Annotated in this window: 17 protein-coding genes; 12 read left to right on the top strand and 5 right to left on the bottom strand. The window is 73.1% G+C overall.

Translation table 11 applies throughout. The features are described 5' to 3' along the window. Nucleotides 1-56: 56 nt before the first annotated feature. The 6 genes from gnd to JTN19_RS05335 all read left to right on the top strand — a co-directional run bounded on the left by gnd (nt 57) and on the right by JTN19_RS05335 (nt 4996). A complete protein-coding gene (gnd, locus tag JTN19_RS05360) occupies nt 57-1055 on the top strand; it encodes a phosphogluconate dehydrogenase (NAD(+)-dependent, decarboxylating) (protein WP_206930886.1) in 999 nt (332 codons plus the stop codon). 111 nt (nt 1056-1166) lie between these two features. Then, nucleotides 1167-1640, top strand: coding sequence for a gluconokinase (locus JTN19_RS05355; protein ID WP_206930885.1), 474 nt, complete (start codon nt 1167-1169; stop codon nt 1638-1640). Between the two features lie 28 nt (nt 1641-1668). Beyond that, entirely contained in the window at nt 1669-3318 is a 1650-nt protein-coding gene (locus JTN19_RS05350; protein WP_206930884.1) for an AMP-binding protein, read from the top strand. 58 nt (nt 3319-3376) lie between these two features. Then, complete coding sequence (locus tag JTN19_RS05345) at nt 3377-4093, top strand: ribonuclease activity regulator RraA (RefSeq protein WP_206930883.1); 717 nt, start codon at nt 3377-3379, stop codon at nt 4091-4093. An 83-nt stretch (nt 4094-4176) separates the two neighbouring features. Next, nucleotides 4177-4590: a hypothetical protein gene (locus JTN19_RS05340; RefSeq protein WP_206930882.1), complete on the top strand. Its 414-nt coding sequence runs from the start codon at nt 4177-4179 to the stop codon at nt 4588-4590. 4 nt (nt 4591-4594) lie between these two features. Next, nucleotides 4595-4996 (top strand): acyl-CoA thioesterase, encoded by a 402-nt coding sequence (locus JTN19_RS05335; protein WP_206930881.1) that lies wholly within the window; start codon nt 4595-4597, stop codon nt 4994-4996. Here JTN19_RS05335 and JTN19_RS05330 read toward each other — a convergent pair. Both JTN19_RS05330 and JTN19_RS05325 read right to left on the bottom strand, forming a co-directional pair. After that, nucleotides 4993-5991, bottom strand: a complete 999-nt coding sequence (locus JTN19_RS05330; RefSeq protein WP_206930880.1) for an asparaginase — start codon at nt 5989-5991, stop codon at nt 4993-4995. The genes JTN19_RS05335 and JTN19_RS05330 overlap by 4 nt on opposite strands. Beyond that, entirely contained in the window at nt 5988-6437 is a 450-nt protein-coding gene (locus tag JTN19_RS05325; protein ID WP_206930879.1) for a PaaI family thioesterase, read from the bottom strand. The genes JTN19_RS05330 and JTN19_RS05325 overlap by 4 nt, the downstream gene beginning before the upstream one ends. Before the next feature lie 87 nt (nt 6438-6524). On the opposite strand from JTN19_RS05325, the gene JTN19_RS20040 reads away from it, so the two are divergent. The 5 genes from JTN19_RS20040 to JTN19_RS05300 all read left to right on the top strand — a co-directional run bounded on the left by JTN19_RS20040 (nt 6525) and on the right by JTN19_RS05300 (nt 18374). After that, on the top strand, nt 6525-7790 hold the full coding sequence (locus JTN19_RS20040) for a glycosyltransferase (RefSeq protein ID WP_206930878.1): 1266 nt from the start codon (nt 6525-6527) through the stop codon (nt 7788-7790). Between the two features lie 184 nt (nt 7791-7974). Further along, the gene (locus JTN19_RS05315; protein ID WP_242530897.1) at nt 7975-15087 is read left to right on the top strand and encodes a type I polyketide synthase; all 7113 of its coding nucleotides are present in this window, start codon (nt 7975-7977) and stop codon (nt 15085-15087) included. Continuing rightward, the gene (locus JTN19_RS05310) at nt 15084-16391 is read left to right on the top strand and encodes an aminotransferase class I/II-fold pyridoxal phosphate-dependent enzyme (RefSeq protein ID WP_206930876.1); all 1308 of its coding nucleotides are present in this window, start codon (nt 15084-15086) and stop codon (nt 16389-16391) included. Before JTN19_RS05315 ends, JTN19_RS05310 begins: the two co-directional genes overlap by 4 nt. A gap of 55 nt (nt 16392-16446) precedes the next feature. Beyond that, nucleotides 16447-17169, top strand: a complete 723-nt coding sequence (locus JTN19_RS05305; protein WP_206930875.1) for a formyltransferase family protein — start codon at nt 16447-16449, stop codon at nt 17167-17169. Next, nucleotides 17166-18374: a capsular polysaccharide export protein, LipB/KpsS family gene (locus tag JTN19_RS05300; protein ID WP_206930874.1), complete on the top strand. Its 1209-nt coding sequence runs from the start codon at nt 17166-17168 to the stop codon at nt 18372-18374. The genes JTN19_RS05305 and JTN19_RS05300 overlap by 4 nt, the downstream gene beginning before the upstream one ends. A 9-nt stretch (nt 18375-18383) precedes the next feature. Here JTN19_RS05300 and JTN19_RS05295 read toward each other — a convergent pair whose 3' ends face one another. The 3 genes from JTN19_RS05295 to bcsD form a co-directional block, all read right to left on the bottom strand. Then, nucleotides 18384-18812, bottom strand: coding sequence for a SufE family protein (locus JTN19_RS05295; protein WP_206930873.1), 429 nt, complete (start codon nt 18810-18812; stop codon nt 18384-18386). Continuing rightward, nucleotides 18809-19558, bottom strand: a complete 750-nt coding sequence (locus JTN19_RS20035) for a CarD family transcriptional regulator (RefSeq protein WP_340643280.1) — start codon at nt 19556-19558, stop codon at nt 18809-18811. Before JTN19_RS20035 ends, JTN19_RS05295 begins: the two co-directional genes overlap by 4 nt. 476 nt (nt 19559-20034) lie before the next feature. Further along, nucleotides 20035-20520: a cellulose biosynthesis protein BcsD gene (bcsD, locus tag JTN19_RS20030; RefSeq protein WP_206930871.1), complete on the bottom strand. Its 486-nt coding sequence runs from the start codon at nt 20518-20520 to the stop codon at nt 20035-20037. 169 nt (nt 20521-20689) lie between these two features. Here bcsD and JTN19_RS05280 point away from each other — a divergent pair, with 169 nt between their 5' ends. Next, nucleotides 20690-22108 carry an MBOAT family O-acyltransferase gene (locus JTN19_RS05280; RefSeq protein WP_206930870.1) on the top strand — a complete coding sequence of 473 codons (1419 nt, stop codon included), beginning with the start codon at nt 20690-20692 and terminating at the stop codon, nt 22106-22108. Nucleotides 22109-22112: the final 4 nt, after the last annotated feature.

Here is a 22112-nt window from a genome sequence, read left to right as displayed (position 1 = left end):
GGCTTTCCTCCGTGTTTCGGGCATCACATCATGGCGGGATCAGAGGGGGAAGCGCGATGCGCCTGGGAATGGTCGGTTTGGGACGGATGGGGGCCAACCTTCTGCGGCGGGCCATGCGCGCGGGCATCCCGGGCGCGGGCTTCGACCGTGACGCGGCGGCGGTGGCGGCGCTGGTGGCCGAGGGCGCGGCGGGCGCCGACAGCCTGGCCGCGCTGGTTGCCGCCCTGCCCGCGCCGCGCCTCGTCTGGGTGATGCTGCCGGCGGGCGAGCCTACCGAGGCCGCGCTGCGCGAATTCCATACCCTGCTCTCGCCCGGCGATGTGCTGATCGAGGGCGGCAATTCCTTCTGGAAGGACAGCGCCCGCCGCGCCGCCGAGGCGCGCGCCCATGGGCTGCATTACCTGGACATCGGCACCTCGGGCGGCGTCTGGGGGCTGGAGCGCGGCTATTGCCTGATGATCGGCGGCGAGGCCGAGGTGGTGGCGCGGCTGGACGCCCTCTTCGCGGCTCTCGCCCCCGGCGAAGCGGCCGCCTCGCCCACCCCCGGCCGCGCCGGCGATCCGCGCCCGCCGCGCGGCTACGTGCATTGCGGGCCGAACGGCGCCGGGCACTACGCCAAGATGGTCCATAACGGGATCGAATACGGGATGATGCAGGCCATGGCCGAGGGGCTGGACCTGCTGCGCCGCGCCCCCGCGCCGCTCGACTTCGCGCTGGAGGATGTGACGGAGGCCTGGCGCCGCGGCAGCGTCGTGGCGTCCTGGCTATTGGACCTGACAGCCCAGGCGCTGGCGCAGGATCCGGCTTTGTCCACCTATTCCGGCCATGTGGGCGACAGCGGCGAGGGGCGCTGGACGGTGGACACGGCGGTGGAAAATGGCGTGCCCGTGCCGGTGCTGGCCGCCAGCCTCTTCGCCCGCTTCCGCAGCCGCGGCGAGGAGAATTTCGCCGACAAGGCGTTGAGCGCGATGCGGAAGGGCTTCGGCGGGCATTTGGAAAGCCCTCAGACGCCGGGCGCCGCCTCCGGCGGCTTGGCTTCCGCGCCGCGGGAGTAGCGACGTGGACGGCGGTTGGTCCGGGCGCGGCGGCCGCCGTGCGGCCGCATCCTCTGAGGGTGACGCAAGGATGAGCACATCATCCGCACGCCTCGCCGGCGGGTGCCGCTGATGCGCCTGCTCGTCATGGGCGTCTCCGGCTCCGGCAAGTCCAGCTTCGGCGCGGCGCTCGCCAAGGCCCTCTCCCTCCCCTTCGCCGATGCCGACGCTTTCCACCCGCCCGCCAACATCCAGAAGATGCAGGCCGGCACGCCGCTGACGGATGAGGACCGCTGGCCCTGGCTGGACGCGCTGGGCGCCTGGCTGGCGGCGCAACCCGGCGTGGTGGCGTGCTCGGCGCTCAAGCGCGCCTATCGCGACCGGCTGCGCCAGGCCGCGCCGGGGCTGCGCCTCATCTACCTGGAAGGCGCGCCGGCGCTGATCGCCGCGCGTCAGGCCGCCCGCCCCGGCCATTTCATGCCGGCCAGCCTGATGGCCAGCCAGTTCGCCACCCTCGAACCCCCCGGCGCGGAGGAAGACCCGCTGGTGCTGGACGTGGCCGAACCGCTGGAAAGCCTCATCGCGCGGGCCCAAGAATCCCTGTAGAATCGCATCAAATCCCAGGGAGGGCCGAATGGCCGACAGCTACGTCCATGGCGCCTCGTCCACGCCCCTGTTCGGCGAGACGATCGGCACGCATTTCACCCGCGCGGCGCAGCAATTCGCCGACCGCCCGGCGCTCATCGTCCGCCACCAGGGCGTGCGCTGGACCTATGGGGAGATGCTGCGCCGCGCCGAGGACGTCGCCGCCAACCTGCTGGCGCTCGGCCTCAAGCCTGGCGACCGCATCGGCATCTGGTCGCCCAACAACAGCGAATGGGCGCTGACGCAATACGCCACCGCGCTGGCGGGGCTGATCCTGGTGAACATCAACCCGGCCTACCGGCTGACGGAAGTCGAGTACGCGCTGAACAAGGCGGGCTGCGCGGCCATCATCACGGCCACGCGCTTCAAGACCTCCGAATACGTCACCATGCTGGAGGTGCTGGGCGCGGAGAAACTGCCCCTGCTGCGCCACCGCATCCAGATCGGCGCCGAGACCCACAAGGGCTACCTGAACTTCTCCGCGCTGATGGAGCCCGCCTCCGACGCGGCCCGCGCGCATCTGCGCGAGGTCTCGGCCACGCTGCAATGCGACGACCCCATCAACATCCAATTCACCTCCGGCACCACCGGCGCGCCGAAGGGCGCCACGCTGACGCACCACAACATCCTGAACAACGGCTTCTTCATCGGCGAGGCGCAGCGCTTCACCGAGCAGGACGTGGTGTGCATCCCCGTGCCTCTCTATCACTGCTTCGGCATGGTGCTGGGCAACCTCGCCTGCACCACGCATGGCGCGGCCATCGTCTATCCCGGCGAGGGCTTCGACCCGCTGGCCACGCTGGAGGCCGTGCAGGCGGAACGCTGCACCGCCCTCTATGGCGTGCCCACCATGTTCATCGCGCAGTTGAACCACCCGGATTTCGGCAAGTTCGACCTGACGAGCCTCCGCACCGGCATCATGGCGGGCTCGCCCTGCCCCATCGAGGTGATGCGCCGCGCCATCACGGACATGCACATGTCCGAAGTCACCATCGCCTATGGCATGACGGAAACCAGCCCCGTCAGCTTCCAGTCCAGCACGACGGACAGCATCGAGCGCCGGGTCTCCACCGTGGGCCGCATCCACCCGCATGTGGAGGTGAAGATCGTGGACGCGGAGGGCCGCATCGTCCCGCGCGGCACGGCGGGCGAACTCTGCACCCGCGGCTACTCGGTGATGCAGGGCTATTGGGGCGACCCGGAGCGCACGGCGGAGGCGATCGACGCCGCGCGCTGGATGCACACCGGCGACCTCGCGGTGATCGACAAGGAAGGCTTCTGCAACATCGTCGGCCGCATCAAGGACCTCGTCATCCGCGGCGGCGAAAACATCTACCCGCGCGAGGTGGAGGAATTCCTCTTCCGCCACCCCAAGGTGGCCGAGGTGCAGGTGGTGGGCGTGCCCGATGCGAAGTTCGGCGAGGAACTCTGCGCCTGGATCCGCCTCAAGCCCGGCGAGAGCGCGACGGCGGAGGAGATCCGCGCTTACTGCCAGGGCCAGATCGCCCACTACAAGATCCCGCGCTACGTGAAGTTCGTGGAGGAATTCCCCATGACCGTCACCGGCAAGGTGCAGAAATTCCTGATGCGCGAACGCATGATCGAGGAGCTTGGCCTGGTGGTGGAAAAGACCGCCTGATTGACGCAGCGGCCGGGCGGGCGGAAAACCGGCGCGAATTCAGACTGGAGCCCGCCCCATGCCGCTTTCGCCCGAGACCAAGTCCGCGCTGGAGAAGATCACCACCGCGACGCTGACCACCGTGCTGCTGAAGAAGGGGCTGCGCTCCGTCTGGATGCGCGGCGCCGCCCCCTTCACCCCCGCCGCGCAGGGCAAGCGGTTGGTAGGCGAGGCCTTCACGCTGCGCTTCGTCCCCGCCCGCGAGGACCTGGCCACCCCCGCCTCCTGGGCCAGCCCCATCTCCACCCGCGCCGCCATCGAAGCCATGCCCGAGGGCGTGATCGCCGTGGCGGATGCCATGGGCGTGACCGACGCCGGCATCTTCGGCGACATCCTCTGCGCGCGGCTGGCCAAGCGCGGCGTGACCGCGCTGGTGACCGATGGCGCGGTGCGGGACGTGGCGGGCGTGAACGGTACGGGCCTGCCGGTGTGGTGCGCCGGCGGCGCCGCGTCCCCCTCCGTCGCCAGCCTGACCTTCGTCGCCTGGCAGGAGCCCATCGGCTGCGGCGGCGTGGCCGTCTTCCCCGGTGACATCATCGTGGCCGACGCCGATGGCTGCGTGCTGATCCCCGCCGACATCGTGGACGCCGTGACCACCGAGGCCATCGAGCAGGAGCGCCTGGAAGGCTGGATCATGAAGCAGGTGGATGCGGGCCACGCCCTGCCCGGCCTCTATCCCGCCAATGCCGAGAACAAGGCGCGCTACGAGGCCGATAAGGCGGCTGGCCGCGCCTGACGGCGCGAGGCCTGACATTACCCTAGGTTTACCGTCAGGAAATCCTGGGTAACATGGCGGCGTCAACGGGTAGGAAACCGACCATGAAGACCCTTGCCGCCGCCGCGGTTCTCGCCGCCTCCACCCTGCTCGCGGCCTGCGTGCCGCAGCAGGGGCCCACCGTGGTCCAGCCGGTCTATGTGGCCCCGGTGCAGCAGCAGGTCATGCCCATCCGGCCCGCGCCGGGCTGCGACACGCGCTTCCGCATCGCCAACCAGTCCGGCCTGACGGTGCGGGAGGTGTATTTCAGCCCCTCCGCCATCAACGCCTGGGGGCGCGACCAGCTGGGCAGCTCCATGTTGCCGCCCGGCCGCTTCGTGAACTACCAGGCGGCGAATGCGACGCGCTATGACTTCCGCGTGGTCTGGGTGAATGGCCGCGCGGCGGAACTGCGGGGCGTGAACATCTGCGCCGCCCGGCAGGTGACCATCCGCAACTCCGGTCTCAGCGCGTTCTGAGGCGATGCGGAGCGAATACCCCTTCTGGACGGAAGAAAAGCTCCGCATCCAGGACACCGACTTCAACGGCCACGTGAACAACGCCTCCATCGCGGCGTTGTGCGAGGCGGGCCGCGGCGACATCATCTGCGCCGTCTCGGGCCTGCCGCACGAACGTGGCATGGCGTCCGCGCTGCGGAAGGTGTCCATCGAATACCTGGCCGAGATCTTCTATCCCGGCCAGGTGCGCATCGGCAGCGCCATCGCGCGGGTGGGGAATTCCTCCATCACCATCGCGCAGGGGCTGTTCAAGGACGATGCCTGCTTCGCCACGGCGGAGAGCGTCATCGTCTTCATTGACCGCGAGACGCGCCGCCCCGCGCCCATGCCCGAGGCCTGGCGCGCGGGGTATTCCAAACTGGCCTAATACCGCTCGAAGATGGCGTTCAGCCCCGCGACATCCTTCGTCACCGTCAGCCCCAGCATCAGCAGCACCCGCGCCTTCTGCGGGTTGAGGTTGTCGGCGTTCACGAAGCCCGGCTCACGCATGCGGGTGGTGTAGAACATTCGCCCCGAGCCCGCCCGCGTGCTGGCCGCCACCGGCACGCCGCCGGCCATGACGCGGGTGAAGGCCTCGGCCATCTCGGGCGTCACGAAGGAGGGCGCGAAGCCGGCCGAGACCAGCCCCTCCGCCCCCGCCGCCACGAAGGCCTCCACCGCCGCGCCATCGGCCCCGCCATAGCAATAGACGATGTCCACCCGCGGCAGGCTCTCGCGCCCCGCCACGTCGAACTCGGTGGCCTTGCCCACCGGCCGCAGCGGGCGGCGATACCACGCGATCTTGTCGGCGTCCGCATGGCCCAGGCAGCCGAAATCCGGGCTGCGGAAGGTCTGAAGGCGGCTCGTGCTGGTCTTGGTCACCTCGCGCGCCGCATGGATCTCGTCATTCAGCAGCACCAGCGCGCCCAGGCCCCGCGCGCCCGGGTCGCCCGCCACGCGGCAGGCATTGGCGAGGTTCATCCCCGCATCGGACGACAGGCCGGAGGAAGGCCGCTGCGCCCCCACCACCACCACCGGAATGTCCAGCTTGACGGTCAGCGAGAGGAAATAGGCCGTCTCCTCCAGCGAGGCGGTGCCATGCGTCACCACGATGCCGTCCAGGTCCGGCATGTCCGCCGCCGCCTGGTGGCAGGCGCGCACCAGCTCCAGCCATTGCGCGGGGCCGATGGCGGTGGAGGGCATGGCGGAAAATTTCACAGGGCGTACATCCGCGACCTGCGCGACTTGTGGCCAATATTCGAGCAATTGCTGCGCGTTCATGATGCGGCCATGCCGCCCGTAGTCAATGATGTCGAACGGATCTTCCCCGAGGGACGAAATGGTGCCGCCGGTTCCGATCAGCGCAATCCTGGATCGTGTCATGCGGGGCGTGCCTCTATGATGGATGTGGTCAGACGGGACACGCAAGAAAGATGCCCGTCGCCGCGCCGCAGCTCGATGTTCCAGACCTGCACGCTGCGTCCAATCCGGACGGGGGTGCAGCGGCCGCGCACCACATCTCCTTTTGGAACAGGGCGCAGGTGATTGGCGTTGACTTCCAGCCCCACGGCGGTGAAACCCGGTTCACAGGCCATCATGGAAGCGAGGCTGCCCAGCGTCTCCGCCAGCACGACCGAAACGCCGCCGTGGATCACGCCGAAAGGCTGAACGTGTCGTTCATCCACCGGCAATTCGCCAAGAATGTAATCAGGGCCAATTTCGGTCACACGGACGCCAAGATATCCATTTACGGTGCCCGTGGCACGGGCAGTGATCTGTTCGATAGTGGTAGGCTGACGCCAAATGCTCATTGTTTCATCATCCTTCATTTGCGCTGGCCCTGAATCCCGTGCCTAGCCTTACGTGCCGCGTAAACGATCTCTTTCCAACACCGCAAAAATGAGGACAATTGAGGCGTGCATATCGTCCTCGACATCTCCCGCCTGCTGGGGCTCGCATGGCATGGGCAGCCGAGCGGCGTGGATCGTGTCGAGATCGCACATGCGCGCCATTGGCGTGCCCTGCCCGAAAGCCGCGTCACCTTCGTCGCGCAGTCGCCCTGGGGATGGTTCGCGGCCTTGCCGGATGGTTTCGCCCGCTCCCTGCTGACCGAGGCCGACGCGGTGGTGGCCCCGGGCAAGGAGGGCGGCCTCGCGCGGTTCCGGGCCATGGCGGCGGCCGCGCTGTCGCGCCGGCTCTGGGGCGGCGGGCGCTGGGCGCTGGCGCAGCGCCTCGGCCAGAAGAAGGACAGCATCTTCCTCGTCACCTCGCACCGCGCCGTCCACAAGGAGGGCGCCATCGCGGGGGTGGTGGCGGCTGGCGCGCGCTTCGTGCCCATGCTGCATGACCTGATCCCGCTCGGCTTCCCGGAGTATTGCCGCCCCCACTCCACCGTTCAACATGCCCAGCGCCTGCGCGTGATCTCCTCCCTCGCCGCCGGGGTCATCACCCCCACCCGGCATGTGGCGCTGCAATTCCATGCCCGGCTGCGTGAGGCGGGCCTCGCCCAGCCGCCGGTGCAGGCGGTGGGCCTCGGCCTCGACCTGCCGGACGCCTCCCCGCCCGTCCCCGAGGCCCCGCCCGGCCGCCCCTATGTCGTGATGGTCGGGACCATCGAGCCGCGGAAGAACCACCTGCTCGCGCTGCAGATGTGGCGGCAATTCGCGCGGGAGGGGCAGCCCGGCACGCCCCGGCTTCGCATCATCGGCCGCCGCGGCTGGGACAATGAGGACGTGTTCCGCATGCTGGAACGCGTGGATTTCGGCGGGCTGGTCGAGGAATGCGGCCGCCTGCCGGACCCCGAGGTGGCGCGGCTGATGCGCGGCGCCTCCGCCCTGCTCGCCCCCAGCTTCGCCGAGGGCTATGGCATTCCCGTCGCCGAGGCGCTGGCCTGCGGCACGCCCGTCATCGCCTCCGACATCCCGCCCGCGCGGGAGGTGGGCGGGAATGTGCCGGAATTCTTCCACCCGCTCGACTTCCACGGCTGGTCCGAGGCCGTGCGCGCCCTGTCCGAACCCGGCAGCGCCCGCCGCCAGGCCCAGTTCCAGCGCCTCGCCCAGTGGCGCCCGCCCAGCTGGAGCGGCCATTTCCGCGAGACCGAGCGTTTCCTGGACCGCCTCTGCGGCCGCGAGCCGCGCCCCGAGGTTCAGGAACGGGCGCTCGCCACGCTGTTGCAGGAATAGCTGTGCCGTCGCGCGTGGCCTTGAGATCCGTAACACATGATTCTGGCATATATTTTTGTCGGAGCGGGATATACGTAGGGTTGACTTCGCTGGCTGCTTTCATCCATCCGGATGACGTGAGTAACAGGACCCTCCGCGGCACCGCCGCCGGCACTCGGCACCGGCCGGAGATGGGGGCGTGACGATGGTCCGTCACGGCATGCCCGGGGCGATGGCCGGCGGTGGCCCGCCCATCGCCATTGTCGGCGCGGCCTGCCGCCTGCCCGGCGCGCCGGACCTCGCGGCGTTCGCCCGCCTGCTGGAGGCGGGGCTGGACGCGGTGACCGAGGTGCCGGCCGACCGCTTCGCCCAGGCCCGCTTCCTGCACCCCCGCCCGGGCGAGGTGGGCCGCGCGCCGCATTTCCGCGCCGGCACCATCGGCGACGTGGTGGGCTTCGACGCGCCGGCCTTCGGCATCTCCCCGCGCGAGGCCGATGAGACGGACCCGCAGCAGCGCCTGCTGCTGGTGTTGACGCGCCGCGCGCTGGAAGACGCCGGCTGGCCCGAGGACCGCGTTTCCGGCCAGCCCGTCGGTGTCTATGTTGGCGGCTCCACGACGGATTACGGCAACCTCCACCAGGAGGACACCGGCGCGGGCGACCGCTACACCATGGCGGGCAGCGCGCTTTCCATCCTGTCCAACCGCATCGGCAATGTCTTCGACCTGCGCGGCCCGGCCATGACGGTGGACACGGCCTGTTCCTCCGCCCTGGTCGCGCTGCACGAGGCCTGCGAGGCGCTGCGCCACGGGCGCATCCCGGCCGCGGTGGTGGGCGGCGTGAACATGCTGCTCTCGCCCTTCCCCTTCGGCGGCTTCTGGCGCGCGGGCATGCTCAGCGCCCGTGGCCGCTGCCAGGCCTTCGGCGCGGGGGCGGATGGCTATGTGCGGGCCGAGGGCGGCGTCGTGCTGGTGCTCAAGCCGCTGGCCGCCGCCCTGGCCGATGGCGATCTCGTGCGCGGCGTCATCCTCGCCAGCGGGGTGAACGGGGCGGGGCGCACCAATGGCATCTCCCTGCCCGATGCGGGGGCGCAGGCGGCGCTGATCTCGGCCGTGCTGCGGGCGGGGCGCGTGAGGCCGGCCGGGCTCGGCTATTTCGAGGCGCATGGCACCGGCACCCCGGCGGGCGACCCCATCGAGGCCGCGGCCATCGCCCAGGCCGTGCAGGGGCGGCGCACCGTGCTGCCCATCGGCTCGGCCAAGAGCAATATCGGCCACACCGAGGCGGCGGCGGGGCTGGTGGGCGTGCTGAAGGCGCTGGTGGTGCTGGAGACGGGGCGCATCCCGGCCACGCTGCATTGCGAGACGCCCAACCCCAACATTCCCTTCGACCGGCTGGGCCTCATGCCCGCCACGCACCCCATGCCGCTGGCGGGCGGGGCGGTCGCGGTGAATTCCTTCGGCTTCGGCGGCACCAATGCCTGCGCCCTGCTGGGCGCGGCCCCCCCTCCCCCCGTGGCGCGCGAGGACGGGCGTGAGGCGCCGCCGCTGGTCCTCTCGGCGCAAACCCCCACCGCGCTGCGAAGGCTGGCGGGCGACTGGGCCACGCTGCTGGCCAAGGCCCCGCCGGCCCGCGCGGCCGCCATGGCGCGCGGCCAGGCCCGGCACCGCGCCCTGCGCGCGCACCGGCTGGTCCTGCGCGGCCCGCGCCCGGCCCGCGCGCTCGCCAACTTCGCGCGAGGCGAGGAGGTGGCCGGCGCCGCCACCGGCAAGGCCGGGCATGGGGCGGGGGTGGGCTTCCTCTTCACCGGCAATGGCGCCGCCTGGGCCCGCATGGGCGCGGCCGAGATGCGCGGCAGCGCCCCCTTCCGCGCCGCCGTCGAACGCGCCGACGCCGCGCTGACGCCACAGCTCGGCTGGTCCGTCGCCGCCCTGCTGGAACGCGGCGTGACCAAGGCCGAGCTGGCGCGCACCGCCATCGCCCAGCCGCTGCTCTTCACCCTCCAGCACGCCATCGTGGCCGCCCTGGCCGAAGAGGGCATCACCCCCGCCTTCTGCATCGGCCATTCGGTGGGCGAGGTGGCGGCGGCCGAGGCGGCGGGCCTGCTTTCGCTGCGGCAGGCCGCGCGCCTCATCGCCGCGCGCAGCCGCCACCAGGAGGCGCGGCGCGGCGTGGGCCGCATGGCCGTGCTGGGCGCCACGCCCGAGGAGGCGCGGCCGGTGCTGGCCGAATGCTCCGAAGGCGAGGACTGGCCCGTCGAGATCGCGGCCGTGAACACCCCGGCCTCGTTGACGGTGGCCGGGCCGGAACCCGCCCTGGCGCGCCTCGCCGAGGCCGCCGCCGCCCGGCGCTGGGCTTGGCTGCCGCTCGACCTCGACTACGCCTTCCATTCGGCGGCCATGGACCCGGTGCGGGCCGGCCTGCTGCGGGATTTGCGCGGGCTGCGCGGGCGGGAGGGGGGCGTGCCCCTGATCTCCACCGTGACGGGCCAGCTGCTGGACCCCGATGCCTGCGACGCCGCCTATTGGTGGCGGAACCTGCGGGAGCCGGTGCGCTTCGCCGATGCCATGGCCACGGGGCTGGCGCGCCACCCCGCCCTGCTGGTCGAGATCGGGCCGCGGCCGCTGCTCCAGGGCTACCTCCGCACCCTGCTGCGCGCGGCGGGGCGCGAGGTGCCCAGCATGGCCACGCTGCGCCCGCACCGCGCCCGGCAGGCGGACCCCTTCCCCGCCCTGGCCGACGCCGCCACCGCCCAGGGCGCCGACCCGCGCGGCGGCCGCGCCTTCCAGGGCCCCGCCGAATTCCGTGCCCTGCCCGCCCTGCCGCTGGAACCCCAGCCGCACTGGCTGCCGCGCAGCGTCGAGGCCCGCCCCCTGCTGCACACGCCGCCCGAGGGCGGGCTGCTCGGCCACCGCCATGGCGAGGCGGGCGAGGAATGGCGCAACACGCTCGACACCGCCGGCGCCCCCTGGCTCGCGGACCATGCGCTGGGCCTGCAGCCCATCCTGCCCGCCGCGGCCATGGTGGAGATCGCGCTGGAGGCCGGCTTCCTGCGCCACCCCGCCACTCCCTGGCTGGAGGTGACGGACTTCACCATCCTGCGCCCCATGCCGCTGGCGTCCGACGCGCTGCGGGAATTGCGCGCGCGGCTGGACGAGGAAGGCGGCTTCCGCCTGGAATCCCGCCGTCGCCTGGGGACCGAGGCCTGGGCGCTGCACGCCACCGCGCGCCTCTCGCCCCTGCCGCCCCCGCCCGAGCCGGAGGGCGCCGCCGAGCCTGTCGGCGAATGGCAGGGCGGCGCGGCGCTGACCCAGGCGGCCGCGCGGCTCGGCCTCGAATACGGCCCGGCCTTCCGGCCCGTCACCCGCTTCGCCACCCGCCGCGAGACGGGCCAGGTGCGGCTGGAACTGGACCTGCCCGCCACCGCCCCGCCCGACGAGGCCTTCCACCTGCACCCGGTGCGGCTGGACGGCGCGCTGCAAGGGCTGCTCGGCCTGCTGGGCGATGCGCAGGAAGGCCCCGCGCGCGACGGCTTCCTGCCCGTGCGCTTCGGCCGCGTGCTGGCGCGGCGCGAGGGCGGCGTGGCCGTCGCGGCCGAGATCGCCATCACCGCCCCGGGCGAGCGCGGCGTGGCCGCCCGCATCACGCTCCGCGACGCGCTGGGCCGGGCCGTCGCCCGGCTGGAGGAAGCCACCTTCCAGCGCGTGCCGCTGGGCGAGCGCGCCGCGGCACCCCCTGTCTTCCATGGGGAATGGGTGCCGGCGCCGGTGCCGCTGGGCTGGCCCGAGGCGGCCCCCGCGCTCGATCCCGCCATGCTCGACCTGCCGCCCCCCGGCCCCCCGCTGGAGGAGGCCGCGCTGCTGCTGGACGCCCATGCGGCGGCGGCGGCGCAGGAGGCCGGGCTCGCCACCGCCGAGGGCCCGCTGGCCCATGCCCTGCGCGCCCATCTGGGCGCCGCCGCGCAGGAGCTGCCGGCCGCCCACGCCATCTGGCAGCAGGTGATGCTGGAGGCGCCCGCCCTCGCGCAGGAACTCGCCACCCTGGCCGAGGCGGCGGAGGCGCTGCCCACCGCCCTGCCGGGCCTGCCCATGCCGCCCGCGCGCCTCTCGCCCGATGCGGAAAGCCTGCACCGGCTGGGCGCGGCCCTGGCCCATGGCGCGGCGCGGCTGCTGGAGGGCTGGCCCGCCGCCCGTCCCTGCCGCGTGCTGCTGGCCGGCGCCACGGAAGGCCCGCTGCTGCCCGCGCTGCGCCAGGCGCTGCCTTCCGAGGCGCGCCTCATCGCCACCCACCTGCCCGGCCAGCGCCCGCCCCCCGTGCCGCCGGGGGTGGAGCTGGCGGAATGGGACCCCGCCGGCCCCGATGCCCCGCCCGCCGAGGCGGAGCTGGTGCTGGCCCTCGCCCTCTCGCCCCGGCGCGCGGGCGGCCAGGCCCTGGCCGAGGGGCTGCGCCGCGCCACCGCGCCGGGCGGCGCCCTGTTGCTGGCCGAACCCCTGCCCAGCCTGTTCTGGGACATGACCGAGGGGCTGGCCGCCGAATGGTGGACTACGCGCCGGCTGCTGGACGCGGCCGGCTGGAACGCCGCCCTGCTCGGCGCGGGCTGGGACCGGCCGCGCATCCTGCCCCTGCCGCCCTCGCCCTGGCCCGCGGCGCTGGTCGCCGCCGCCATGCCGGAGAGCGGCCAATTGCTGCCCGCCGCCATGGGCCGGCATTTCGCCCTCTGGAACGGCCCCGCGAAGCAGGAATGGGCCAATGCCCTGGCCGAGGCGCTCGCCGCCGCCGGCGCCCGCGTCACCCGCCTGCCCGAGAACCCCGCCCCCGCCACGCTGCGCGGCGCCACCCTCCTGGCCTGGCCGGAGCCGGGGCCCGAGGGGCTGGCCGCCACCGCGCAGCTTGCCGCCACGGCCGAGGGCGTGGCGGAGGGGCTGCACCTCGTCACCCGCGGCGGCGCCACGCGGCCGGGTGCCGCGGGGCTGTTGGCGCTGGGCCGCGTGCTGGCCAATGAGATGTCGGCGCTGCGCCCGCGCCGGCATGACCTGGACCTGGGGCTGGATCCGCAGGCCGCGGCCAGGCGCCTCGCCGCCGCCCTGCTCACGCCCCCCGATGCGGAGGCCGAGCAGCTTCTGACCCAGGCCGGGCGCCTGGTGCCGCGCGTGGCCGCCGGGGTGCCCGCGCCGCCGCCGCCGCCCGGCCCGCTGCGCCTGGCCGTCGGCATGCCCGGGCAGCTCGGCACGCTGGCCTGGCAGCCGGCGCCGGAGGTGGCCGCCCACCCCCTCGGCCCCGGCGAGGTGCGGCTTTCCGTGCAGGCGGTGGGCCTCAATTTCCGCGACGTGATGTGGGCGCAGGGGCTGCTGCCGGAGGACATCCTCCGCGCCGGCTTCGCCGGGCCGGGCCTCGGCATGGAACTGGCGGGCGTGGTCGAGGCGGTGGGGCCGGGCTGCGCCCTCGCGCCCGGCCAGCCGGTGCTGGGCGTCGCCCCCCGGGCGCTGGCCACCCGCGCGGTGACGCGCGAGGAGGCCCTGGTGCCCCGCCCCGGCTGGCTCGCGCCCGAGGAGGCGGCCGGCCTGCCCGTGGCCTTCCTCACCGCCGTCCATGCGCTGGAGGAGCTGGGCCGCATCGCCCCCGGCGACCGCGTGCTGATCCATGGCGGGGCGGGCGCGGTGGGGCTGGCGGCGTTGCAGGTGGCGCTGGCCGCCGGCGCCCGGGTGGCCGCCACCGCCGGCACCGAAGCCCGCCGCGCCCTGCTGCGGGCGGCGGGGGCGGAGGTAGCGCTGGACAGCCGCTCCGCCGGCTTCGCCGAGGAGCTTCGCGCGCATTGGGAGGCGCCGCCGGGCGAGGGCTGCGTGGACCTCTGCCTGAACTCGCTCTCGGGCGAGGCGATGGAGCGCAGCCTGGCCCTGATGGCGCCCTTCGGCCGTTTCCTCGAACTGGGCAAGCGCGACTATGCCGAGGCGCGGCGCGCGCCCCTGCGCCCGCTGCGCCGCAATGTCAGCTATTTCGCGGTGGATGTGGACGAGTTGGCCCGCGCCCGCCCCGCCTTGGCCCGGCGCCACCTCGAAAGCCTCATGCGCCGGCTGGAGGAGGGCGTGTTCCGCCCGCTCCCGGTGCGCGTGCACGCGGCCGCGACGGTGGAGGACGCCTTCCGCCGCCTCCAGGCGGGGGGCCATGTCGGCAAGCTCGTCATCCGCCCGCCGGAGGAAGCCGCCGAGGCCGGCGCCCGGCCCCGCTGGATGCCCCCCCAGGCCGGCATGGGTGAGGGCTGGGTGGTGGTGGTCGGCGGCACCACGGGCTTCGGGCTGGAGGCGGCGCGCTGGCTGGCCGGGCAGGGTGCGCGGCGGCTCGCGCTGCTCTCGCGCCGGGGGGCGGCGGCGCCGGGGGCAGTGGAGGCGGCCGAAAGCCTCGGCCCCATGACGCGGCTGCTGGCCTGTGACGCCACCGATGCCGCGGCGCTTTCCGCCGCGCTGGAGCAGTTGCGCGCCGAGGCGCCCATCACGGGCGTGGTCCATGCCGCCGCCGTGCTGTCGGACGGCGTGGCCGCCCGCCTCGACGCCCGTGCCGCCCGGTCGGTGTGGGACGCCAAGGTGGTGGTGGCGGAAAACCTGGACCGGCTGACCGAGGCCGATGAGCCCGGCCTGTTCCTGCTGTTCTCCTCGGCCACCGTGCCCATCGGCAGCCCGGGCCAGGCGGCCTATGTGGCGGCCAATGCGGGGATGGAGGCGCTGGCCCGCCGCCGCCAGGCCCAGGGCCGCCCCGCGCTGGCCGTGCAATGGGGCCCGATCTCCGATGCCGGTATGCTGGCCGGCGAGGAGGCCCGGGCCGAGGGCCTGGCCCGCCGCCTCGGCGCCGTGGCGCTGACCGCGCGCGAGGCGCTGGACCGCCTGCCCGCCCTGCTGGAGTCCGGCGTGGCGGTGGCCGGCGTGGCACGGCTCGACTGGCCGGCCGCCCGGCGCAGCCTCGCCTTGCTGGCCGAACCGCCCTTCCTGGCGCTGGCCGGGCAGGTGGGCGCGGAAGGCGAGGCGGAGGACATCTCGCTCCCCGCGCTGCGCGCCATGGGAGAAGATGCCGCACGGGACGCGATCCAGCGTATGGTGGGCGTCGAAATCGGACGGATCCTGCGCTTGCCCGCCCATAGCATCGCCCTCGACGCGCCGCTGGCCGGGCTTGGCCTCGACAGCCTGGGCGGGCTGGAGTTGCGGACGGCGCTGGAACGGCGTTTCTCGGTGTCCCTGCCCCTCCAGGGCGTGGGCGAGGGTTTGACGGTGCAGGGGGTGGCGCAATTGCTGCTGGATGGATTGAAGCCCGGCCGCGAGGCGGCGGAATGAGCGGCGGGCCCCCACGCCGCCGCGGCCTTTCCCCGCAGGAGCGCGCGGCGCTGCTGGGGCGCATGAACACGCCCACCCCCACGCCCAGCGGCACCAGCACCAGCGCGCGCGACTTCTCGACGCTGCCCGCCGCGCGCGAGGTGGCGGCGGTGCGGAACCTCTCGCGCCAGACCGGCATCAGCAGCCCCTATTTCCACAGCCATGAGGGCATCGCGGGCGCGCATACGCGCATCGCGGGGCGGGAGATGATCAACTTCTCCTCCTACAACTACCTCGGGCTGAACGGGGACCCGCGCATCCATGCGGCGGCGCGGGAGGCCATCGCGCGCTATGGCGTCTCGGCCTCGGCCTCGCGCTATGTCTCGGGCGAGCGGCCGGTGCATGCGGCGCTGGAGGCCGCGCTGGCCCGGCACCATGGGGTGGAGGATGCGGTGGCGATGGTCTCGGGCCACGCCACCAACGTCACCACCATCGGCCACCTGGTGGGCCCCGCCGACCTCATCCTGCACGACGCGCTGATCCACAACAGCGCGGCGGAGGGCATGCGGCTGTCCGGCGCGCGGCGCGCGGCCTTCCCGCACAATGACGCGGCCGCGGCCGGCGCCCTGCTGGCGGCGGAACGCGGGCGGCACAACCGCGCGCTGATCCTCATCGAGGGCCATTACTCCATGGACGGCACAGTGCCGGACCTGGCGGCCTTCGTGGCGCTCGCCCGCCGCCACGACGCCTGGCTGATGGTGGACGAGGCGCATTCGCTGGGCGTGCTGGGCCCGACGGGCCGCGGCGTGGCCGAGGCGCAGGGCGTGGACCCGCGCGAGGTGGACATCTGGATGGGCACGCTGTCCAAGGCGCTGGCCTCCACCGGGGGCTATATCGCGGGCAGCCATGTGCTGGTGGACATGCTGCGGCACACCGCACCCGGCTTCGTCTATTCGGTGGGGCTGCCGCCCCCGCTGGCGGTCGCGGCCGAGGCGGCGCTGGGCCTGATCGCGGCCGAGCCCTGGCGGGTGACGAAACTCCAGGCCAATGCGCGCCGCTTCCGCGACCAGGCGCGGGCGGCGGGGTTCGACGCCGGGCAATCGGCCGGCTTCGGCATCGTGCCCATCGTGCTGGGGGATTCCTACACGGCCATGCTGGTGGCGGACCGGCTGGTGGGCGCGGGCATCAACGTGCAGCCCATCTGCTTCCCCGTGGTGCCGGAGGGCCAGGCACGGCTGCGCTTCTTCCTTTCCTCCGAGCACAGCGAGGCCGACCTCGACCGCACCATCGAGGCGCTGCGCGCCGCCGCACGGGAGGCCGCGTGAGGCGTTGCGGGTCGCGTTGTTCACCCTGGAGGGCGCCGCCAGCGCGGAGGCCACATTGCGTTTCGCCGAAGGCCTGGGCCCGCGCCTCGTGCTGGTGGGGCACTCCTCCCCCCTCCGCGCCGCCCGCGCGACCTGGCGCGCGCTGCGGCGCGGCGGCCCCGGGCTGCTTCCCTACCTGATGGTGAACCACGCCCTGCCCATGCTGGGCGGGGCGCTGCGGAAGCCGCCCCGCCTCTCCGCCCTCTGCGCCGCCCGCGGCATCCCCGCGCTGCGGCTCGGCGCGCCCGAGGCGATGCGGGCGGCGCTGCGTGCCTCGGGGGCGGAACTGCTGGTCTGCTTCCACCTGGACCGCATCCTGGACGCCGAGACCCTGGCGGTGCCGGCACGGGGCGCCATCAACGTGCATCCCTCGCTGCTGCCGCGCCACCGCGGTCCCATCCCCGCCTTCCACGGCCTGGCCGAGGGCGCGACGGGCGTCAGCATCCACCAGATGGCGACGCGCATTGATGCGGGCGGCATCTGGGCGCAGCGGGAAGTGCCCCTGCCGCCCGGCACCAGCGCCTCCGCCGCCGCCCGCGCTCTGCACCTGGCGGCCCTGCCGCTGCTGGAGGGCGTGCTGGCGCGCATCGCGGCCGGCGAGGCCCCGCCCGCCCCGCCCGAAACCCTGCCCTATCGCGGCTGGCCCAGCCCCGCCGTCCGGCGCGCGGCGGGCGTGAGGCTGCTGGGCAAGGGCGATGTCGCCGCCGCCTGGCGCGCCCCGGCGGGAGGGTGGGCGTGAAGCGCTTCCTCTTCCTGCAAGGCCCCATCAGCCCCTTCTTCGCGGACCTCGCGGCGGAGCTGCGCGCGCGGGGCCACGCGGCCCACCGGATCAACCTCTGCCTGGGCGACAAGATGTTCTGGCGCGGGCCTGGTGCGGTGGACTTCACCGGGACGCTGGCCGACTGGCCGCGCTTCGTCAGCGATTTCCTGGACCGCGAGGCCATCACCGACCTGGTGCTGCTGGGCGAGCAGCGGGTCTATCACCGCATCGCCATCGGGGCGGCGCAGGCGCGCTCCATCCCGGTCGCCGCCACGGACTACGGCTATCTCCGGCCGGACCGCATCATCCTGGAGCGGGACGGGCACAACGCCATGTCCCATTTCCCGCGCGAACCGGCGGAGGTGCTGCGGCTGGCCGAGGCCTCGCCGCCGCTCGCCCCGCCCATGGTCTTCCGCGACAGCTTCGCGCGCCAGGCCCTCTGGGACATGGAATTCCACCTGGCCAATTTGCTGCCCTGGCCCTTCCGGCATTTCGAGACGCATCTGCTGAACTCGCCCATTCCCATCTACATGGGGACCGGGGTGCGGCTGGCGCTGCGGCCGCTGGCGCGGCGGCTCGGCGAGCGCCTGCTGCAACGGCTCCCGGCGGACGCCCCCCTCTTCGTCTTCGCCATGCAGATGGAGATGGACTTCTCGCTCCGCGCCTACTCGCCCTTCCCGGACCAGGACACGCCCATGCGGGAGACGGTGGCGAGCTTCGCCGCCCACGCGCCCCCGCAGGCGCACCTGGCCTTCAAGGTCCATCCGCTCGACCCCGGGTTGAAGTGGTGGAAGCGGCGGGTGGCGCGCATGGCGCGCGCCGCGGGCGTCGCGGGCCGGGTGCATTTCCTGGACGGCGTGCCGCTCGGCGCGGTGCTGGCGCGGTCGGCGGGGATGATCACGGTGAACAGCACCGCCGGCTTGAACGCGCTGGAGGCCGGAAAGCCGCTGCTGGCGCTGGGCGAGGCGGTGTATCGCGTGCCGGGCCTGACGCATGAATCGGGCCGCGACCGCTTCTGGACCGCCCCCGAGCCCCCCGATTGCGCCCTGTTCACGGCCTTCCGGCGGGCCATCGCCCACCATCTGCATGTGGTGGGGGGGTATTACGACGCGGAGGCGCTTCGCCACGCCGTCCAGGGCGCAGCCGACCGGCTGGAAGCGGGGCTGCCGCTGCTGGGCGCGTGACCGCAGGCCTCAGCCCGTGGCCCCGGCCTCCATGCGCTGCGCCGCCGCCTGGATGCGCCCCACCACCGCCGCCGCGCCATTGCGGCGCGACATGCTGAGGGCCTCGTCGAGGCCCAGGCGGCCCAGGAATTCCGGCCCCGTTTCCATGATCTCGGCGGGGGTGCGGCCGTCATAGACGCGCAGCAGCAGGGCCAGGATGCCCTGCACGAAGGCCGCGTCGCTGGCCGCGCGCAGCCGCAGGCGCCCGCCCTCCGCGCGCGTGGTCAGCCACACGCGGGACTGGCAGCCGGAGACGCGGTTGGCCTCCACCATCTCCTCGGGCGCCAGCGGTTCCAGCTCCCGCCCGAGTTCCATGAGGTAGCGGTAGCGGTCCTCCCAGTCGTCGAAGAGGGCGAAGCCTTCCTCGAGTTCGGCGATGACCTCCTCCGCTGCGCTCATGCGCTCGACTTGGCGAAGGCCACCAGGCGGTCGCTGGCCTCCACCCGGTCGATCTTCTCGATGGCGGCGTATTCGGCGGCCAGGCGCTCCAGCGCCTGCTCGTAGATCTGGCGTTCGCTGAAGGACTGGTCGGGCTGGCCGGCGTTGCGCTGCAGGTCGCGCACCACCTCCGCGATCTGGATGGGATCGCCGGAGTTGATCTTGGCCTCGTATTCCTGGGCGCGGCGCGACCACATGGTGCGCTTGATGCGCGCGCGGCCCTTCAGCGTATCAATGGCCTGCTCGAACTCCTTGGGCGTGAACAGCTTCCGCAGGCCTGCCGTCGCCACCTTGGTGACGGGCACGCGCAGCGTCATGCGGTTCTCCTCGAAGGTGACGACGACCATCTGCAGCGCATGGCCCGCGGCCTCGATGGTCTCGATGCCCTGCACCATGCCCACGCCATGCGTCGGATAGACCACGTGGTCGCCGGCCTTCAGCTCGATCTTGGCGGCGGGCGGGCGCGGGGCGGGGTTCTGCCCCTCGGCGAAGCCCGGCCGGCCCGGGCTGCGCACGGCGAAGGAGGGCGGCATGTTCGGCCGCCCCGCCGCCGCGCGCGCGGCCATGGACCCGCCCCCGCGCGAGGGCGTGTCGGTGGGCGCGGCGATCACGATGGAGGGCCGGGGCGTCGCCGGGGCCTCCGCGGCCGGCTCGGAAGCGGGGCGGTTGGTGTCGGGTGCGGTGGTGGACGCCTTGGACTTGGTCACGGGACGGGATGATACCTTGCTGTGGGATTCTGGGGGGCTCGGAGGCGGCGCGGCGGACGCCTTGATTTCGGGGGCCGGGGGCGCCTTCGCAACCCTTGCCCGGGGCGGTGGTTCCTTCGCGGCCGGGGCCGGCCTGGTCTTGGCGGCCGTCTTGGCCGGAGTGGATTTCACGGGGGCGGACTTCACGGGCCCGGGCTTCGCGGCCGCGGGCTTCACGGCCTTCGCCTTGGCCGCGGGTGCCTTCTTGGCGGAAGCCGCGGTGGCCTTCTTGCCGCGGGAAGAGGTGGCCATGGCGTTCGCTGCTCCTGCCGTCCGACAGATGGGGCAGCGTGACCACCTGTGCCTCAGCCCGGAATTCGCCCTCCGGCGCATCAGGCCCTGGCATCCGCCGGCCGATCCTCACGAATCGCGGTACCCTAGCACAAAAATGACGCGCCGTCACGCGCGCGCCCGGCGAATGGGTCAGGCGGAACGGCTCAGGCGGCCTGGGCGTACCGCAGCACCACCAGCGCGCCCTCATGCGCGGCCTGCCGCACGGGGACGCCCGCCACCGCGCCGGGCTGCGCGTCGAGCCAGGCCTGGTAGAGCCCCTCCAGCACCGGGACGATCCAGGCGCCGGACGGGTCCTCCGGCAGCGAGATGTGGGGGGCCGCGGCGTGGCGCAGCACCATGGCGGCCTGCGCCTCGTCCAGCGCGACCTCCACATAGCCCCACTCGGCCTCGGCCAGGGCGGCGTTCATCGCGGCCTCCAGCGCCGCGAGGCTCTCGCAGGGCGGCAGCGTCATCTCCCGCGCCATGCCCTCGCCCAGGGCGCGCAGGAAGGTCTGGCGTGCCTCTTCCGGCAGGTGCGCCCGCGCGATGCCCAGGAGGGCGCGCACGAAGCCGCGCCATTGCGGCGAGACGCCCCGCCGCGCGAGGTAGGACAGCGCACCCTGGTCGGCCATCTGCAACTTCGCCTTCACGCCCGCATTCCCGCTGTTCCTTGCGACAACTTCATCATAGGCGGCCCGCGCGGCCGGGTCATCACCGATTGCGGCGCGCCGCGTTCTGTTCTAGCCGGAAACCCCAGGTTTTCCGAGGCCGGACCCGCCCCATGCGCCACCTTTTCCGCCCCGTCCGGGCCCGCCGCGCATGATCTTCGCCTCCTTCGAATTCCTGTTCCTCTTCCTGCCGGCCTTCCTGCTCGTCTATTTCCTGAGCCCGGCGCGCGCGCGCAACGCCGTCATCCTGGTCTTCTCCTGGGGCTTCTACGCCTGGTGGCGCGTGGATTTCCTGGCGCTGCTGGTGGGCGTCACGGTCTGGAGCTTCTGGATCGCGCAGGCCATGGAGGGGCGGAGCGAGGCCGCGCGGACGCGCCTGCTGGTGCTGGGCCTCACGGGGCAGCTCGGCGTGCTGGGCTGGTTCAAATACGCCAATTTCGGCGTGCAGACCTTCAATGACGCGGTGATGGCCCTGGGCGGCACGCCCATGCCCTGGGCGCAGATCATCCTGCCCGTGGGCCTGTCCTTCTACGTGCTGCAATCGGTCAGCTACCTGGTGGACGTGTACCGCCGCGACGTGCCCGTCAGCCGCGATTTCGTGGCCTATGCGGCCTACAAGGCCATGTTCAGCCAGCTCATCGCCGGGCCCATCGTGCGCTATGCCGAGGTGGCGGAGGATCTGCGCGCCCGCACCCACTCCTTCGAGAAGTTCGGCCTGGGCGCACGCCGCTTCATGGTGGGCTTCGCCATGAAGGTGCTGGTGGCCGACACGCTGGCGCCCGTGGTGGATTCCGTCTTCGCCCTGCCCGCCCCCACCACCGCCGAGGCCTGGGTCGGCGCCATCGCCTACACGCTGCAGCTCTTCTTCGACTTCGCGGGCTATTCGGCCATGGCCATCGGGCTGGCCATGATGTGCGGCTTCCGCTTCCCCGAGAATTTCGACAACCCCTACCTCGCCGGCAACATCCAGGAATTCTGGCAGCGCTGGCACATGACGCTGAGCCGCTTCCTGCGGGACTACCTGTACATCTCGCTCGGCGGAAACCGGCACGGCCAGGTGCGGACCTATGCCAACCTGCTGCTGACCATGGTCATCGGCGGGCTCTGGCATGGCGCGAACTGGACCTTCATCGTCTGGGGCTTCTGGCATGGCGGGCTGCTGGCCCTGCACCGCTTCTGGCGCGCTTCGGGCGGCGGGCCCCTGCCCTGGATCGCGGGCCACGCCCTCTTGATGCTGGCCGTGATCCTGGGCTGGGTGGCCTTCCGCGCGCCGGATTTCGCGACCGCCTTCGCCTTCTACGCCGCCATGTTCGGCGCGAACTGGGGCGGCATCTCCGACGCGCTTTCCTGGCAGGTCACGCCGGACCAATGGTGGTTCCTCTGGCTGGCGCTGGGCCTCGTATACCTGCCGCTGCTGGCGGGGCGCCTGCCCTTCCTGCGCCTCTCGCCCGAGGGGCTGTCCGGCCTGTCGCGCCCCGTCTGGATGTGGTGGCCCTTCGCGGCCTTCCTGCTCGGCCTCGTGCTGCTCTACAGCCGCGCGGCCGTGCCCTTCCTGTATTTCCAGTTCTGAGGGG

Origin of the sequence: Roseococcus thiosulfatophilus, assembly GCF_017311575.1 — a bacterium.
GTDB classification, from domain to species: Bacteria; Pseudomonadota; Alphaproteobacteria; order Acetobacterales; family Acetobacteraceae; genus Roseococcus; species Roseococcus thiosulfatophilus.
The sequence above is the reverse complement of the archived record's forward strand: the minus strand, read 5'-3'. Positions and strand labels throughout refer to the sequence as shown.

Bases quoted from the DNA above. Each gene is read 5' to 3' on its own strand.
- JTN19_RS05355 (WP_206930885.1), top strand. From the start codon at position 1,167: ATGCGCCTGCTCGTCATGGGCGTCTCCGGCTCCGGCAAGTCCAGCTTC.
- JTN19_RS05310 (WP_206930876.1), top strand. From the start codon at position 15,084: ATGAGCGGCGGGCCCCCACGCCGCCGCGGCCTTTCCCCGCAGGAGCGC.
- JTN19_RS05340 (WP_206930882.1), top strand. From the start codon at position 4,177: ATGAAGACCCTTGCCGCCGCCGCGGTTCTCGCCGCCTCCACCCTGCTC.
- JTN19_RS05280 (WP_206930870.1), top strand. From the start codon at position 20,690: ATGATCTTCGCCTCCTTCGAATTCCTGTTCCTCTTCCTGCCGGCCTTC.
- JTN19_RS05330 (WP_206930880.1), bottom strand. From the start codon at position 5,991: ATGACACGATCCAGGATTGCGCTGATCGGAACCGGCGGCACCATTTCG.
- JTN19_RS05325 (WP_206930879.1), bottom strand. From the start codon at position 6,437: ATGAAGGATGATGAAACAATGAGCATTTGGCGTCAGCCTACCACTATC.
- gnd (WP_206930886.1), top strand. From the start codon at position 57: ATGCGCCTGGGAATGGTCGGTTTGGGACGGATGGGGGCCAACCTTCTG.
- JTN19_RS05315 (WP_242530897.1), top strand. From the start codon at position 7,975: ATGGTCCGTCACGGCATGCCCGGGGCGATGGCCGGCGGTGGCCCGCCC.
- JTN19_RS05335 (WP_206930881.1), top strand. From the start codon at position 4,595: ATGCGGAGCGAATACCCCTTCTGGACGGAAGAAAAGCTCCGCATCCAG.
- JTN19_RS05295 (WP_206930873.1), bottom strand. From the start codon at position 18,812: ATGAGCGCAGCGGAGGAGGTCATCGCCGAACTCGAGGAAGGCTTCGCC.
- JTN19_RS05345 (WP_206930883.1), top strand. From the start codon at position 3,377: ATGCCGCTTTCGCCCGAGACCAAGTCCGCGCTGGAGAAGATCACCACC.
- JTN19_RS05350 (WP_206930884.1), top strand. From the start codon at position 1,669: ATGGCCGACAGCTACGTCCATGGCGCCTCGTCCACGCCCCTGTTCGGC.